Here is an 18,112-nt window from a genome sequence, read left to right as displayed (position 1 = left end):
ATTTATCGATATAAAGTATTTACATTAACGGTATAACCACACTCTCATCAACGATAACAGCTGATCTATCTTCAATGGTTTGGTGATATAATCAGATGCACCGGCTTCCAGACATTTCTCTCTATCCCCCTTCATCGCCTTCGCTGTCACTGCTATGATCGGCAGTGCACTGTTCTTATGTTCCCTGCGAATTTTCTGCATCGTCTCATATCCATCCATTTCCGGCATCATGATATCCATTAGCACAATATCGATCTGGTTATTCTCGCTGAGAATACTCATTGCCTCTTTTCCACTTTCTGCCGTAATAGTATTGATATGGAAACGCTCAAATGCTGTAGTCAGGGCAAACAAGTTACGTACATCATCATCGACTACCAGTACATTCTTATGGATTAACACATCTTTCTGAGAACGCAGATCTTCGATTAGCTTTTTCTTTTCAGGTAATAATGCCTGGTGGTTCAGGTGCAACTGCATGATCGTTTCTTCCAGCAACAAATCCAATGAGTTAACGCCCTTCAGCAATATTTTATTGGCATATTGCTTCAGTTTGGATTTTTCATTGTTGGAAAAGTCCCGCGCAGAATATACAATGACAGGTGTAGCATTGTACCTGTTCACGGTATTTAATCCAGCGACAAAGTCTGCACCATCTATATCTGGCAACATATAATCTGCGATGATACAATCATAATTATTTTGATTGATGGCATCAAGGGCCGATTTTCCATTATCTACAAATTCCATTTCTATCAGCTCTCCATTGTCCAGGATACGGGCTATCTGTGATGCATCCGGCTCATTGTCTTCTACCACCAATACTCTCTTCGTCTTGCGCTCATGCTGATCGATGATACTGCTGAAGAGAATATTCAGCGCTTCTGTTTTTAATGGCTTCAGGTTGAAGCTACGTGCCCCACGGTGCATGGCCAGCAACCTGTTTTCTTCACCAGATATCAGGTGGATAGGAATATGCCGCAGGTTAATGTCGTTTTTAAACAGGTCAAGCACCCTCCATCCGCTGGCATCCGGCAACTTCACATCCAGTGTCACAGCGATTGGATTGAACTTGTTTGTGAGGTCGAACACTTCGCCAAAACTGGTGGCCACCACTACTTTTAGCCCCATCTCATGCGCCTTTTCCTGCATGATCTTCGCAAAGCGTACATCATCTTCCACGATCAGTACTACCTTGTCGGTGTCCATAATATGCGTTCTGTCGTCGCCTATCTCATTGATAATCTCATTCAGACCCTCCAGGTCTTTGGTTTCGCTCACCGTACGACTTGGTATCATCGGTGGTTCATATGGCTGCGGCAAGGTGTATTCACCCACCGTCAGACTACTTTGCTTCTCTTTTCTGATCACGGATGGATTATAGTCAAGTGGCAGGAAGAGGGTGAAGGTGCTACCCTTACCAGCTTCACTCATCAATTCAATTGAACCACCCAACAGGTCTGCCAGACCACGGCTGATACTCAATCCCAGACCGGTACCGCCATATTTACGGCTGGTAGACCCCTCTGCCTGCTGGAAGGCTTCGAAGATGATATTTTGTTTGTCTTTGGAAATACCGATACCTGTATCCCTGATTTCAAATGCCACCACTTTAGTCGCACTTTCCAGGCTGTCATTTTGTTGTTTCCAGTTGTGGCGCGCTTCGTAAATACGGAGGCGGACTTCACCTTTTTCTGTAAACTTAAATGCATTGGAGAGCAGGTTCTTCAGGATCTGGTTCAGACGCTGTACGTCGGTTTCCAGTGTTTGTGGCAACTGATCATCCATCTCTATTCTGAAACGCAGATTCTTGCTTTCAGAGATATGCTTGAAGGTCGTTTCCACAAATCCAATCACCTCATTGAAGCGAACTTTGATAAAGTCGGTAGAGATATAACCGGATTCGATCTTAGACAGATCGAGGATATCGTTGATCAGTTGGATCAGGTCATCCCCACAACTATGAATGGTCTTGGCGTAGCGCACCTGTTTTTCATTCAGGTTACCATCATGGTTTTCGTATAATTGCTGGGCCAGAATGAGCAGTGAGTTTAGCGGTGTACGCAGCTCATGCGACATATTGGCCAGGAATTCTGATTTGTATTTGGAAGTCAGCTGTAGCTGCTCTGCTTTTTCTTCCAGCGAGCGACGGGCTTCTTCCACCTCTTTGTTCTTGTCTTCCACTTCGTCCTTTTGTTTTACCAGCAGGTGGGCTTTATCCTGCAGCTCTTCATTGGTACGTCTCAACTCATCTGCCAGTGACTGGGATTGAGCCAGCAGGTCTTCTGTACGGGAGTTGGCTTCGATGGTGTTCAATACGATACCAATAGATTCTGTGAGCTGACTGAGGAAGTCAAGGTGTGTTTCACCAAAGGCATCGAAGCTGGCCAGTTCTATCACCGCCTTGATCTCTGTTTCAAAGAGCACCGGCAGTACGATCAGGTTCATTGGCGCAGCTTCACCAAGGCCAGAGCTGATCTTGATATAATTAGAAGGTACGTTTGTGAGTAAGATTCGTTCTTTGTCGAGGGCTACCTGCCCTACCAAACCTTGTCCCAGTGAGAATTCGCGGCTGATGCTTTCTTCTTCGCCATATGCGTAGGAAGCGAACAGTTTGAGTTTTGGATTTTCCAGGTTCTCTTCCTGTTCCAGTATGTAGAACATCCCTTTCTGTGCACGTACCACCCGCGCGAGTTCTGAGAGAATGCGGCGGGTCACGGTATTGAGATCTTTCTGACCTTGCAGCATCTGTGTGAACTGAGCAAGGTTCGATTTCAGCCAGTCCTGCTCCTGGTTACGGAGCGTAGTTTGTTTCAGGTTGGCGATCATCTGGTTGATGGTATCTTTCAGTTCTTCCACCTCGCCTTTCGCTTCTACGCGGATCATCTGGGTCAGGTCGCCTTTCGTTACCGCAGAGGCTACGGCAGAAATTGCACGTACCTGCGTAGTGAGGTTTTCTGCCAGCTGGTTCACGTTTTCCGTCAGGTTTTTCCAGATACCAGATGCACCCGGCACACTTGCCTGACCGCCCAAACGCCCTTCCACACCTACTTCGCGGGCAACCGTAGTTACCTGGTCGGCAAAGAGAGCGAGGGTATCGATCATTTCATTGATGGTGTCCGTCAGTTGTGCTACCTCACCCCGCGACACGATGGAGAGTTTTTGCTTCAGGTTACCCGTTGCTACGGCGGTTACTACTTTGGCAATACCTCGTACCTGGTTGGTAAGGTTAGAGGCCATCATGTTTACAGAGTCGGTGAGATCCTTCCAGGTACCACCCACACCCTGTACTTCTGCCTGACCACCCAGTTTACCTTCCGTACCCACTTCACGCGCCACACGCGTTACCTCTACAGAGAAGGAGTTCAGCTGGTCCACCATCGTATTGATGGTATTTTTCAGATCAAGGATCTCTCCTTTTACATCGATCGTTACTTTTTTGGTAAGGTCACCAGAAGCCACGGCTTTCGTTACTTCGGCGATGTTACGCACCTGCGAGGTAAGGTTACCCGTCATCTGGTTTACAGAATCGGTCAGATCTTTCCAGGTACCAGCTACACCCGGTACGAATGCCTGACCACCCAGTTTACCATCAGTACCTACCTCACGTGCCACACGCGTTACCTCAGAGGCAAAAGCACGAAGCTGGTCCACCATCGTATTGAGGGTTTCTTTCAGCTGGAGAATTTCTCCGCGTACATCCACCGTGATTTTGCGGCTCATATCACCATTTGCCACGGCAATAGCCACATCGGCGATGTTACGTACCTGTGCCGTAAGGTTACCCGCCATCTGGTTCACAGAATCGGTCAGATCTTTCCAGGTACCACCTACACCTGGTACATTTGCCTGACCACCCAGTTTACCTTCAGTACCTACCTCACGTGCCACACGCGTTACCTCAGAGGCAAAGGCGCGCAGCTGTTCCACCATGGTGTTGATGGTATTTTTCAGTTCAAGGATCTCTCCTTTTACATCTACTTCAATTTTGCGGGAAAGGTCTCCATTCGCCACCGCAGTCGTTACTTCCGCGATGTTACGTACCTGAGAGGTCAGGTTAGAGGCCATGATATTTACAGAGTCGGTCAGATCTTTCCACAAACCTTCTACACCTGGTACGTCTGCCTGACCACCCAGTTTACCTTCAGAACCTACTTCGCGCGCCACCCTGAATACCTCACTACCAAAGGCGTTCAGCTGGTCCACCATCGTGTTGATGGTATTTTTCAGTTCAAGAATTTCTCCTTTTACATCCACCGTGATTTTGCGGGAGAGGTCTCCTTTTGCCACGGCAGTCGTTACTTCGGCGATGTTTCGCACCTGTGCTGTCAGGTTAGAACCCATCTGGTTTACTGATTCGGTCAGGTCTTTCCATGTACCACCCACACCCTGTACTTTTGCCTGACCACCCAGTTTACCTTCCGTACCTACTTCCAGCGCCACACGCGTTACCTCGGAGGCGAAGGAGTTCAGCTGATCCACCATCGTGTTGATGGTCTTCTTCAGTTCCAGTATTTCTCCTGCCACATCCACCGTGATCTTTTTGGAAAGGTCACCGTTTGCCACGGCAGTCGTTACTTCGGCAATGTTACGTACCTGACCGGTCAGGTTAGAAGCCATCTGGTTTACAGAGTCGGTAAGGTCTTTCCATGTACCGCCCACACCCTGTACTTTTGCCTGACCACCCAGTTTACCTTCCGTACCTACTTCCAGCGCCACACGCGTTACCTCAGAGGCGAAGGAGTTCAGCTGATCCACCATCGTATTGATGGTGTTTTTCAACTCAAGGATCTCTCCTTTTACATCCACCGTAATCTTGCGGGAAAGGTCACCTTTCGCCACGGCGGTCGTTACTTCAGCAATATTTCGCACCTGAGCTGTCAGGTTAGAACCCATCTGGTTTACCGATTCGGTCAGGTCTTTCCATACACCACCTACGCCTTTCACAGTGGCCAGACCACCCAGTTTACCTTCAGAACCTACTTCACGCGCCACACGCGTTACCTCGGCAGAGAAGGAGTTCAGCTGGTCCACCATCGTATTGATCGTGTTTTTCAACTCAAGGATCTCTCCTTTTACATCCACGGTAATTTTGCGGGAGAGGTCACCTCTCGCCACAGCGGTGGTCACTTCCGCAATGTTTCGCACCTGACCTGTCAGGTTCGAAGCCATTTGGTTTACAGAGTCAGTGAGGTCTTTCCATGTACCGGCTACCCCTTTTACTTCTGCCTGACCACCCAGTTTACCATCTGTACCTACCTCACGCGCCACACGGGTCACCTCGGAGGAGAAGGAGTTCAGCTGGTCCACCATAGTGTTGATGGTATCTTTCAGTTCAAGAATTTCTCCTTGTACGTCTACAGTGATTTTTTTAGAGAGGTCACCTTTCGCCACAGCGGTGGTTACTTCAGCGATATTTCGCACCTGGTCAGTGAGGTTACCTGCCATCTGGTTTACAGAGTCGGTGAGGTCTTTCCATACACCGGCTACGTCTTTTACCTTCGCCTGACCACCCAGTTTACCTTCAGAACCTACCTCACGTGCTACGCGCGTTACCTCGAGAGTGAAGAGGTTCAATTGTTTCACCATGCCATTTACCTCAGTGGCGATACGGGCAAATTCCCCCTGCAGTACGTGATCCTCAATTTGTAAGGGCATTTCCTGAGAGAGATTACCTTTTGCCACGGAGCTGATTACATGGGCAATTTCGATGGTAGGATGTACCAGATCAGAGATCAGGTTATTGATAGATACTTCTGCCATATTCCACGACCCTTTGGCAGTGCGGGGCATTTGTACCCTGTGATTCAGTTTCCCCATTTTCCCGATCGTATTCCGGGCCAGCATGAGTTCTTCCACCAATGTTTCGTTGAGGGCAATAATATCGTTGACGGTATCACAAATTTTACCGCTTAAACCAATATTATCTGCCGGCATCCGGACAGTGAAATTACCATTCTTAACTTCAGAAAGGACCTGTAACAACTGGCGCATATCCAGTTCGTCTACGACACTATCGGTCGCATGGTTGGACATTGGGGAAGACTGTGGAGCAATTTCCACATTTGTGGCAGGCAAGGGAGTGGCGGCAGAATTCTTCTTCCGGGTGTTCATGCTGAAGGTATTAGCGACTTTATACTTATATATGCTAAAAAATTATCTTTAATGCGCGCCCAATCAATGATTTAAAAACAAAAGAAGGTTTGTTCCAGGTAATCATACATTGTATGCTTTGAAATGGTAATTTAGCGTTACAGAAACGTTAAACATTACTAAAAGATGCAATTTTCAGGCCATTCGAAGCGGCTTATTCTGTTAGCAGAAGATGATATTGATGATCAGGAATTATTAGAAAATGCATTTAGTGAAATAGATCCTACCTGGCAGCTGGTGTGTATCCCTAACGGCAGAAAATTCATTAAATATCTGGAAAGTATAGAGGACAAGGAGCTTCCTGTGTTAATGATCCTGGATTATAATATTCCGGAACTAACGGGGGTTGAAATTGTAGAGGAGCTAAATGACCAGTCGAGGTATCTGGGAATTCCTAAGATCATATGGAGTACTTCAAGTAGTCCGGTATTTAAAGCACGTAGTATTGAACTGGGAGTGGTGGATTATATCACCAAACCCAGTGACCTGGCATCTTTTTTAACTATCGCAAAATATATGTTGTCATTTGTGAAAGAAGCATAAGATAGAATGATAACTCCAAAATTATTTACCCCAAAACATTCCACAACAGTTATGTCATCGCACAGGGAATGGTAGCCTTTTGCTACATTTGTACCAATGGTTGATAGCGCGCATTATCTGGATATTTATCACTCACGGAACGAGGAAACACAACTGGTAATAGACATACTAGCCGTTTACATCTACCCGGTAGATAAATACATGCTCTCAGATGCCGTGCTGAAGTTACTTGATATACCACAGGATGTAATTGCTGACATATTGGAAGAGCTCATAGCAGCGGGTATAGTGGTCAAACATGTGACCGGCAACTATTCACTCGATCCGGCCATGAGCTTTTTTTTATTCCCGGAAAAAGTAAGGCAGCCACAATACCTGCAATTAATTCAGCAGGTAAAACCCTACTCGTTTTATAGCAGCAACGCGAGGATTCAGGAACTACAGCAACTGTTGATCGCATTCTTCACAGGAGAGAAGTCGTTATTAAGAGCACCGGTGATGCGCATCAGCGGAGAGATCAATGAATATTTGCCTTATCTCTGCTATCTACTGTACTTTCCGGAATACAAGCCTTTATTGCAGCTGTTTGAAACTGATAGTGTTCAGGTCATTTATCAGGCGGCCATCAATCTGCAACTGCGAAATTTGTCGCCGGTTTCAATACTGGCATCAGCCCCGCCGATTATTAACTGGAATGTGTTGGAAGGTGCTATGAAACCTTCTGACGATCCGTTTTCACAAGCAGTGATTGCGCTCTATGACCAACAACCGGATGCTGCGTTTCTTTTATTTGAGCAAGGCATCAAACAGCAACCTAAAACCGATCGTAAACACATGGTACCGCTATCGCCGGTACTATCCTTTATATACGTCTTCAACCTGATCTTACTCCCTGATTCACGATCATTTCCCCTGATCACGAAAATCGTGACCTTCTACGAGAAGAAGCTGAGAGCAGACATTACCCCTGCTATCAGTTTACTCCATTTCCATCAGGGCAGAAAAGAAAAAGCAGAAAACATGCTGCTGATCCTATTACAGGGCAATCATGGAAACCTGATCAGTTACCTGGCATTGATCTGCCTACAGATCTACCTGCCTGCCAGTAAATTGCTGAAGACCTACAAAGATCTCAGCACACAATTACTGTATAAAGGCATTCAAAATCACTACCGGTTCCTTACTTACGAATACCTCTACCTGTTTAAAGATGAGGGCTTTCGTAAGAAAGAAGATGCCTACCTCGAAGCGGCATCCGTCATCGGCAAAAAACCATTGCTCTCCCAGCTGAAAAGAACTGCGGAGTGGGAAAGGCTGTTGAAATTACTCTCTATACCGGAAGCACAGCAAGCGGAAAAACCACAGCAGACAACACGTATTGCTTATCTTGTAGAACCCACTACCAAAGAGATCCAGGTCATTCTCCAATCCTTTAACGATACCTCCGGGTGGAGCAGAGGCCGACCTGTGGACATGAAAAGGTTCAGGGAAGGGGTGATACCCGGTATGACGCCACAGGATGTACGAATAGGAGACTGCCTGATCAAACAAAGTTTCTATACTTACGGCTCGGACGATTATGTGTTTGAAGACAGGGTGTGGCCGGAAATGGCCGGGCATCCTTACCTCTTCATGGCCCATGATCCCGATATCTCGTTAGATATCGTAAAAGGAGAGCCAGAGCTGCTGGTCAATAAAACAGGTAAGGGATTTACTTTTGATAGTAACCTCCCCACCACCGATTTATCAAAAGAGATCATCTTCATCAGAGAATCTGAAACAAGACTGAAAGTATTCAGGTTGACGCCTAAACAACGTACCCTCTTACAAACTATTCAACAGATTCCCGTCGTACCTGCCGATGGCAAAGAACAATTGCTCACTGCCTTACAGCAAATAGGCGCACACATTACCGTACACGCCAATCTGGAAGGTACTTCCCTCAATATTCAGCAACGTAAAGGCGATACCCGCATCACAGTTCAGTTACAACCTACTGCCGATGCACTGAAGGCATCCTTCTTTGTAAAACCTTTTGGTGCAGACCCTCCCTATTGCAAACCGGGAGAAGGTGCAGCCCACATTATAGGTGTGATGAATGGGGAACGCTGTCAGGCTACCCGCGATCTGGAAGAGGAGAAAGCGAACTATGCCCGTTTACTGGAACTTATCCAACAGGCAGTGGCACAGGAAATAGAAGATGATCACATTATCTTCTCCGATCCCAGAGATTGCCTGCAACTACTTGAAGTGATTCACGAAAACCCTGAACTGGCTATTTCAGAATGGCCGGAAGGTGAAAAACTGCGCATCCGCAAGGTTGTCACTACCCGTAGAATGACACTGACAGTAAAATCGAACCGTAAGTGGCTCGAATGTCAGGGAGAACTGAAGGTGGATGAAGACATGGTACTGTCGCTGAAAGAATTGCTGGATAATACCGTACAACATAGAAGCCGTTTCATTCCACTAAGGAATGGCAGTTATCTGGCACTCACCAAAAAGCTCTACCGACAGTTACAGGAAATCAACAGCTTTGCCACCGCTGACCACGAGTCTGTGAAAATCCAGCCTATGGCTGCCCATATGCTGGATGAGATGCTGGAAGATGCGGGTAGCGTGGAAACGGATGCCGCTTTCAAAGCACAAAAGCAGCGATGGAAAGAAATCATATCAGTTACGCCTGCTATTCCGGAAGCTTTGCAGGCAACCCTGCGTCCTTATCAGGAAGATGGTTTCCGCTGGATGGTACGATTAGCGAATCTGGGTGCCGGCGCTTGTCTGGCAGATGATATGGGTTTGGGGAAAACCATTCAGGCTATCACCTTATTGCTCCACAGAGGAGCAGAAGGCCCTGCTTTATTGGTATGCCCGGCCTCTGTATTACCTAACTGGATCAATGAGATCAATCGTTTTGCCCCCTCTTTAAGAGTGGTCGTGCTGCATGCAGGAGGAGACAGAAAAGAGTTGTTAGCTGCTGCAGGAGGTTTCTCTGTGGTCATCATCACCTATGGGTTGTTGCTCTCAGAGAGAGCACTACTCACTGCTATTGAGTGGGATACCGTGATCCTGGACGAAGCACATGCCATCAAAAACTACCAGACCAGAACAGCAAAAGCTGCCATGGCACTACAAGTACATTTCCGGTTAATACTCACGGGTACCCCTATCCAGAATAACCTGAATGAGATATGGAGTCTTTTCCATTTCATCAATCCAGGGCTGTTGGGTACACTCAAGCATTTTACCAGACAATTCACTACACCAGTTGTATATAATCCAGATAGCACCGTCAAGGTTCACCTGAAAAAACTGATCGCTCCTTACATGTTGCGCAGAACAAAAGGCGCTGTGCTGGATGAATTGCCGGAAAAAACGGAGATCGTCAAACTTATCCCTTTATCTTCCGATGAAAGGGCTTTTTATGAAGCGATCCGTCTCAAGGCTATTGAAAACATCCGTAAGTATAGGGTCAGCGACAGCAAGCAACACCTGAATACGCTGACCGAAATAGGCAAACTTCGTATGGCAGCCTGCCACCCACAGATGTTGCATACGGAAGTGAACATCCCTTCTTCCAAACTGGCCACCTGTCTCGAAATTGTGGAAGAACTCATTTCCAATAAACACAGGGCGTTGGTATTTAGTCAGTTTGTACGCCACCTGGAACTGGTAAAACGAGCACTGGATGACAAAGGGATTTCCTACCTTTATCTGGATGGAGCAACGTCTATTCCTGACAGGGAAGAACGGGTGAAACAATTTCAGAGTGGCACCACAGATCTCTTCCTCATTAGTCTCAAAGCTGGTGGGCTGGGACTCAACCTCACCGCAGCAGATTATGTCATTCACCTGGACCCATGGTGGAACCCGGCGATAGAAGAGCAAGCTTCAGATCGTGCTTACAGAATGGGGCAGACAAAACCTGTGACCATCTACCGACTTGTGATGCAGGATACAATTGAAGAAAAGATCATTTCCCTGCATCGGAATAAACGTGATCTGGCAGATCAATTGCTGGCAGGCAGCGATATTTCAGGTAAGCTTTCCACCGAAGAACTGATTGCTCTCATCGTGAAATAATTTGAGCTATATTGTATTTGAATCACAGATTATGCATGAGAATCCCCCATCTGATCAGACCGCTCCCGTTGGTCAGGAGATACAACAGATAAAAGCCACCCTTCATGCCGTAGGTATCGGTATTTGGGATATTGATATTCTTCAGAATAAAGTAATACTGGACACCACATGTAAAGAGCTATTCGGCTTACCGCCGGTGACAAATATTACCTATGAAATGTTGTTAGGCAGCCTACATCCGGCAGACAGGCAACAGGTGCGTGAGTCCGCTAAGAAACTCATACAAAAGCAAGTTGACAACAGCATCAACCTGCGATTCAGAACTGCCGATGTAGATAATCGCTCGCTGCGCTGGATACAGGTAAAAGGGCAGGTATACTTCACCCCTGAAGATACAGCTGCACGCCTCTCCGGCATGGCGATGGACATCACCAGTGAAGTCGCCGCCAATGAAAAAGCCGAAGTAGCAGAAAGACTCTCCACTATCGCTATGGAAAGTTCCGGTGCCGGATCATTCACCATCGATTTCGCCAGTGATACCATCACCTATTCCCCCTCGCTCGCACACATGATCATGGGCGAACGGATGGGAGGCACTCAATTCAGAGATATTTTTCTCCCTTATGTACACCCCGAAGACCGCAAGATAAGAGAGGCCGCTTATGAAGAAGCCATGGACACTGGTATACTCAGCTACGAATGCCGGTTCATATGGAAAGACGGCACTGTACACTGGGTCAAAATCAGGGGTAAATATTACTATGACCTCACGGGCAGGCCTGTATCTTTTTCAGGCATCGGTCTGGATGTGACAGAATCCAGGGAACATACCCGTCTGCTCAAAGAAGTAGAACAACGTTTCCTCCTGGCATTTAATAATTCAAGTATCAGCATGGCCTTCCTTGATAAAAACGGGGTCATACAGGAGGTGAATAAAGCCTTTGCAGGATTACTGGGATATGCACAGCCAGAGCTGTCAGGTATGCACTACAGAAGTATTGTGCAGGCAGACTACAGAGGGGAAAGCGACAAGTTATTCGCCAGCCTTGTCAATGGCGAACAGGAATTTTACAACCAGATCAAACAATACTATCACCAGGATGGCAGTGTACGCTGGGTACAGGTGAACATTGCTACCGTGGCAATGGAAGAAGCCAATTCCACACACATCCTCGCTATCGCTTTTGATATAGGCAATGAAGTAGCCGTACGCAAAGAACAGCAACAACTCCTGTCATTGGTAGAAAACAGTAATGACCTGATCATGGTCAGCAACCTCGAAGGCAATGTCACCTACATCAACGAGGCAGGCGTCCGGTTGCTGGGCTTACCCAACAAAGCTTCAGCCATTACTCACTCTATGAAAGACTTTTTTGAGCCAACCTTTTTCAATCAGGTAAAGGACTCAATCATTCCCGAACTGCTCAGAGAAGGTAAATGGACGGGTAGACAAACCTACCAACATCAGGAAACAGGAGAACCACTGCCATTCATGACGAACGCTTTCAGGCTGGATAGCCCTATGAGCGGAAAACCGATTGCGGTAGCAGGTGTAGCCAGAGACCTGCGTACAGAACTGGAAACACAAAAAGCCCTTCTTGAAAGTGAAAACAGGTTCCGCTCACTGGTGGAAGAAGCACCTGTACCGACCGCCCTTTATGTAGGCAGAGAACTGATCATCGAAGTAGCCAATGAGGCAATGCTCAATTTATGGGACAGGGGTAGCGCCATCATTGGCCTTCCACTAACCAGGGCAATACCAGAGATTCACGGACACTCTTTCCTCAATATCATGGATCATATCTTCAATTCAGGAGAGGTATATCATGGTCGTGAAATGCCGATCGATCTTGTGATCAATGGCCGCGCAACACTTCTGTACCTGAATATTACCTTCAAGCCATTGCTTAATCCGCAGGGGGAAGTGTATGCTATTATGAATATGGCCACAGATGTAACCCAACAGGTACTAGCCAAAAATAAGATCCTGGAAAATCAGAGTTTCCTGGAATCTGAAGTACTAGAGCGTACAGAAGAACTGGCTGCTTCCAATGAAGAACTGGCGGCGATGAACGAAGAATTGCAGGAGGCAAATTTGCACCTGGTGCGTTCTAACCAGGAGCTGGAACAATATGCGTATGTAGCGAGTCATGACCTGCAGGAGCCTTTGCGCAAAATCCGGATCTATGCAGACCTGTTATCGAACAAAGATGACCTGAATATTGAACATAAACGCCTGGTAGACAAAATCAATCAGTCGTCCGAACGTATGTCTATGTTAATCAAAGACCTGCTGGAATTTTCCCGCCTGCTGGAAACGGGGAATATGATGCGGGATGTAGATCTGACAGAGCTGCTACTGATGGTGAGCAAGGATTTTGAATTGATCATTGAAGAAAAGAAAGCCCGGATTAATATTGGTAAATTGCCTGTGATACAGGGCGTGCCATTGCAAATGAATCAGTTATTTTACAACCTGATGAGTAATGCGTTGAAATTTACACAGGAAGGTGCAACACCGGTGGTAGAAATACAGGCCCGCGTTATTTCACTGGCAGAAGTGGCTAATTACCTGCGTATGCCGGAGCAGGGCAGACAGTATTACGATATTTCATTCAGAGATAACGGGATAGGCTTTGATAATAAATATTCAGAGCAGATCTTTGAAGTATTTAAACGCCTGCATAACAGGAACCAATATCCCGGATCAGGTATCGGATTGTCGTTGTGCAGAAGAATAGTGGGGAACCATGGCGGACATATGTATGTGCTGTCAGCCCCAGATGAAGGGACGATCTTTCACATCATTCTGCCAGGAAAGCAATAACTGGATAAATCAATTTTTTTATTTTTACACCATGAACATTTTTGGCTTCTGGAACGACTCCTATTACCTGATTATTATTTTACAGATTGTTTGTATTATCCATTGTCTTAAAACAGGCAAAAGGGACTATATCTATCTCCTGATCCTCTTACCAATGATCGGATGTATCATCTACTTTGTCCGTGAAATATTACCAGAAATCAACAGGGGAGAGTTCTTACCTAACCTACAACGGGTATTTTTCCCAAAAGCCGCTATCAGAGAGTGGGAACACCGTCTCAGGATATCTGATACCGTTGCTAACAAAATGGGACTGGCAGCCGCCTACGCTGACCAGCAACAATATGACAAAGCCATTTCACTGGCAGAAGAATGCCGGAAAAGCTTTCCTAAAGATTTAGGCATTTTACAACAGCTGGGACGCTTTTATTTCTTTGATCAGCGCTTTGCGGACAGTATTGTCTACATGGAAAAAGCATTTGCACAGACAAATGCGAACCTGATCAAACAGGAAGATGAACTGATGTATGCACGGGCGCTGGAAGCCACAGGTATGCTACCACCTGCTGAAGAGGTGTATAAGAAAGTGATTCGTGTACATCACTCTATCGATGCCATGTATCACTATGGCCTATTTCTCAAAAATCAAAACAGGAACAAAGAAGCGTTGCAACAGTTTCAGACTATTAAAGATGAGTTTCACCTGCATCCAAGATATGTACGCAGGATGAATGCTCAGTGGTTACGACTCGCCAAGCGGGAAATGGCAGGTCTATAAACCAACAACTCCCGGCGCCACAGTAATGCGATACTGCTTTGCCAGGAGTGTCTGTGACTATACTTATCGAACTGCTTGTCAACTGCTGATCTTGTGCACTACAAGATTATCATAGTAGATGTATCCATCTGCTGAAGCTTCCCAATAGTCTTCACTACCACCCCTGAAGGTGTGGAAGGTCAATCCTTTGATCAGGCGTTTGCTGTCATTGGTTGTCCAGCGGATATCTTTGTCTAATACGATCGTATTGTCGATCACGTATTGAACGTGACCATCTGTGTTACTACCGGTATTGCTTTTTACATACAGGTGTACATGATACCATTGTCCTTTATTGAGGCTGCCTGAAGAAGGGTACGATTTACCGAAAGTTTCTCCATAGGTGCCTGATTGGTCTTTGAAGTAGAGATAGGGTTGGAAGAACACGCGGCCGGCATCGGTTTGATACCACATGAGGCGTGCACTGCCACCATTGCCATCCCATCCCGGGTCACCGCCGGTATTGCCATCGCCGATAGAAAAACCGAAGCCCAGCTTACCACCTCTGGACCATTCGAACTGACTATGAAAACGAATGTCATAGTCTACTTCATAGGCAGAGCCGTCCGAAATGTCGACATTGCCGATAACGCCGCCGGCGCCGGAGAGCGCATTGGCCAGGAGTTTAATGCGGCAGTTACCGTTGGAGATCCAGCAACGGCTATCGACCCAGCCGGTGATGTTGCCGAAGTCGGAGGCTGCTGAGGAGCTGGCGTAAGTACCATCGGCATAGTTGTTCCAGTTTACTGACCAGCTGCTGTTTATTGCTGAACCGACAGCAGTCGTTTGTAGGGCTGAGGCAGATGCGAGGAGTGGAGGTGAAGCTGCCTCCTTACTGCAAGCGCAGCATAAGATGAGGGCGTAGAAAGCAAATACGCCGAGTTTTGATGTCATGTAATTTGGTTTAAAGAGGGAATAAATGGTTTTTCAGGAGGGATGTCGTGTAGAAAGGACGGAAGTACCATTCATATTATAAAAAAAAGCGCTTGCCGAAGGCAAACGCTTTTGGATTGTAGAGCCGTGCGGCCGGCTTAAATAACGAGCGGCTATTTGGAAGAACGTCCGTTACTTACAATTATTTTTTGTCTTGATACTACCCGCTGCCGCTCATCTGCCACTGTAACTATATATAGGCCTCCCGGCAATCCACTCACATTCAGACTAATACTATTCCCCTGCGCTATGCGCGAAATATGCTTTACACCATTAATACCATATAATGATACTACATACTTCGCTACCTTACCCGGCAGGGATACATTCACATACCCTGAAGCTGGATTTGGCCATACATGGCAGGTAGGCACTTTTACTGTATCAATGGTAGTTGTATCAGGTACTACCGGTTCGTCAGGATAAGTAAATGGAAAATCGATCTGTGCCTGCTTAAACTGCATTTCCAGTTCATCATCCCACTTAAATGCAGTATCTGCCTGTTTCTTCAGACTATATTTCACAGCACCACTCCAAAAATGCACAAACTCACCAAGATTCAGATCACGGGTATACTCTCCATTATGCTGAGGGAAATATTCAGACAATAATGTAAAATATCTGTTCAGTGCAGCACTGGAATCAGAACGGGAATAAATAGGATAGAACCAGTCTCTGAACCAATGCGTACCTGGCTTAGGATAGTTCTCCACACCACCAATTACATCGTTGTAAGTGCCCTGTGCATCATCATTCCAACCCAATCTCTTTTCCACATCATAAATGAAAATCTCCATCCATTTACTATCATGCCATATTGCAAATGCAGGTGAATTCATGACACCCTTGCTACCACCTTCTACGATATGCCCAACCTCATGTATAGATGCACCAAGGTTCCAATCACTTCTCGTGGTCCAGTCACCACCCAGATCAGCGACGTTGCGATAATCGTGTGAACTATCAAATACAGTAGCCGGATGACCACCGGAGAACCCACTCACACTATGATATACCATGTTTAATTTCGGATCACTAAAGGTGCCGTAATTTGATTTTACATAATCCCACACCTTTGTCATATCATCATTCATCCAGGTCACCGTGCGTGGTACAGCACTATCATAGTACATATTGATGCTGCTATTGCTATACACCAATGATAATAGCTCTCTGTGCTCAAACCAATGCTCCTTCCAGGTAGCAGGTGGCGCATTTGTCAAAGTGGTATCACTCGCATATACCCATGCAGAATTGCCAGCGCTGTTTTCTGCTCTCACCCGATAATAGTAAGTAGTGAACGGAGACAATTCCAGTGAATAGAAATGAGTAGAGTTTGGATTTAATACTTTTGAAAAATCCCAGTTGCTGCTATCAGCAGACCGCTCTAAGCGATAACTGGTTTCAGTCGTTGCATTATCAGACCAGTCCAGAATAATCTGGTTGCCGGAAACGCTTGTGGTGACTAAGTCCGAAGGCGCCGCAGGTGCACCTGTAGGGAGAGAACCACTACCAGTACCATAGATTTCCAATTCTGAGAACTGAATCAAATCATCGCCATTATTCGCAGTAATGTTTAAACGGTAGTATGTATAAGCAGTCGTGTTGGAGAATACAAAGGTTCTCTTTTTTTGTCTGCCTGTGAATACCTGATTTGTTTCACTATGCAGTGTTACCCACGTGGTACTGTCGTTAGAACCTTCAAACACCCAGTTTTTAGGGTCTCTGCCATCCGCATCATTACCGGAGGTAATGGCATACTGTGTAGCAACACCGGGATTAGCCAGATGATATATAACCCAGGTAGTTGGATTGTATGCGAGGTATTTGGTATAGATGCTGTTGTCAACAGTTTTTGCAATACCTTCTCCACCAGTGGTATTGAACTGGTCTGAAACTTTGCCATTTACATAATCAGTCAGATCAATGGCATAAGGTGCAGCAGCAGTTCTTACTACACCTGATTTTGCGATAGCAGATACACCGACTGTGTTGATAGCTCTCACATGGTAAATGTAAGCCGTACCTACACTCAGACCGCTATCGGCATAGTGATGCACATTTGCCGCTACAGTATCCAGCGTATTGAAAGTAACCCCATCAATAGAACTGGAAATGATAAAGCCTGTTTCATTCGTAGAATTATCCGACCAGCTCAGGTATGCATTGTATCCTGAAATGCTGGCGGTGAGTTGAGTGGGTGCAGCAGGTCCTGCAGCTGATCCGGACAGTCTCCATTCTGAAAACTGAATGGCGCCAGCGCCATTGCTGGCAGTGATGTGCAAGCGAAAATAAAGGTAAGCAGCAGTACCGGATACCGTATAAGTGTTAGTCTGATAGCGGGCTGCAAATGTTTGTGCAGTCTGACTATCCAGTGTTACCCAGTTACTGCCGTCATTGGAACCTAAGAGCACCCAATCCTTAGGATCTCTTGTCGATGCATCATTGGCAGAAGAAACGGAGTATTGGCTCAAAATGGCTGAATAGGCCGACTGATACTGTATCCAGATGTCTGTGTGGGCAGTATAGTACTTGGTGTTTACATCATTGTCAGTGATGCTCTGATAGTTTTCCTTTGCGTTGTCATCGTTGTTATACTGAACAGTGACGGTACCAGCATTTGCGGTAAGGTCTGTCTGGGCAAGGGCGCCAAGACTACTGCATAGGCATACAGCGAACAAAGATAGCTTTGTAAAATTACGGGTCATCATAAAGGGCGTTATGCGTTTAGTTAATAAAGTGCGCTCTAAAAATGT

Annotated in this window: 7 protein-coding genes; 4 read left to right on the top strand and 3 right to left on the bottom strand. The window is 46.2% G+C overall.

Features of this window, described 5'->3' with window-relative positions; all coding sequences use genetic code 11:
• Positions 1–24: 24 nt before the first annotated feature.
• The gene (locus tag BW716_RS09240; protein ID WP_179091058.1) at positions 25–6,114 is read right to left on the bottom strand and encodes a HAMP domain-containing protein; all 6,090 of its coding nucleotides are present in this window, start codon (positions 6,112–6,114) and stop codon (positions 25–27) included.
• A 165-nt stretch (positions 6,115–6,279) separates the two neighbouring features.
• Here BW716_RS09240 and BW716_RS09235 point away from each other — a divergent pair, with 165 nt between their 5' ends.
• The 4 genes from BW716_RS09235 to BW716_RS09220 all read left to right on the top strand — a co-directional run bounded on the left by BW716_RS09235 (position 6,280) and on the right by BW716_RS09220 (position 14,384).
• On the top strand, positions 6,280–6,696 hold the full coding sequence (locus BW716_RS09235; RefSeq protein WP_083722250.1) for a response regulator: 417 nt from the start codon (positions 6,280–6,282) through the stop codon (positions 6,694–6,696).
• A gap of 96 nt (positions 6,697–6,792) precedes the next feature.
• A complete protein-coding gene (locus BW716_RS09230; RefSeq protein ID WP_083722249.1) occupies positions 6,793–10,779 on the top strand; it encodes a DEAD/DEAH box helicase in 3,987 nt (1,328 codons plus the stop codon).
• 31 nt (positions 10,780–10,810) lie between these two features.
• Positions 10,811–13,606 (top strand): PAS domain S-box protein, encoded by a 2,796-nt coding sequence (locus tag BW716_RS09225; RefSeq protein WP_143708797.1) that lies wholly within the window; start codon positions 10,811–10,813, stop codon positions 13,604–13,606.
• A gap of 31 nt (positions 13,607–13,637) precedes the next feature.
• Positions 13,638–14,384 carry a tetratricopeptide repeat protein gene (locus BW716_RS09220; RefSeq protein WP_083722247.1) on the top strand — a complete coding sequence of 249 codons (747 nt, stop codon included), beginning with the start codon at positions 13,638–13,640 and terminating at the stop codon, positions 14,382–14,384.
• Between the two features lie 78 nt (positions 14,385–14,462).
• Here the strand turns inward: BW716_RS09220 and BW716_RS09215 are convergent, their stop codons facing one another.
• On the bottom strand, positions 14,463–15,317 hold the full coding sequence (locus BW716_RS09215) for a polysaccharide lyase (RefSeq protein ID WP_083722246.1): 855 nt from the start codon (positions 15,315–15,317) through the stop codon (positions 14,463–14,465).
• A gap of 152 nt (positions 15,318–15,469) precedes the next feature.
• Positions 15,470–18,067 (bottom strand): T9SS type A sorting domain-containing protein, encoded by a 2,598-nt coding sequence (locus BW716_RS09210; RefSeq protein WP_083722245.1) that lies wholly within the window; start codon positions 18,065–18,067, stop codon positions 15,470–15,472.
• Between the last annotated feature and the right edge of the window lie 45 nt (positions 18,068–18,112).

It is taken from the genome of [Flexibacter] sp. ATCC 35208, from assembly GCF_001975825.1.
Lineage (GTDB): Bacteria > Bacteroidota > Bacteroidia > Chitinophagales > Chitinophagaceae > Chitinophaga.
The sequence above is the reverse complement of the archived record's forward strand: the minus strand, read 5'-3'. Positions and strand labels throughout refer to the sequence as shown.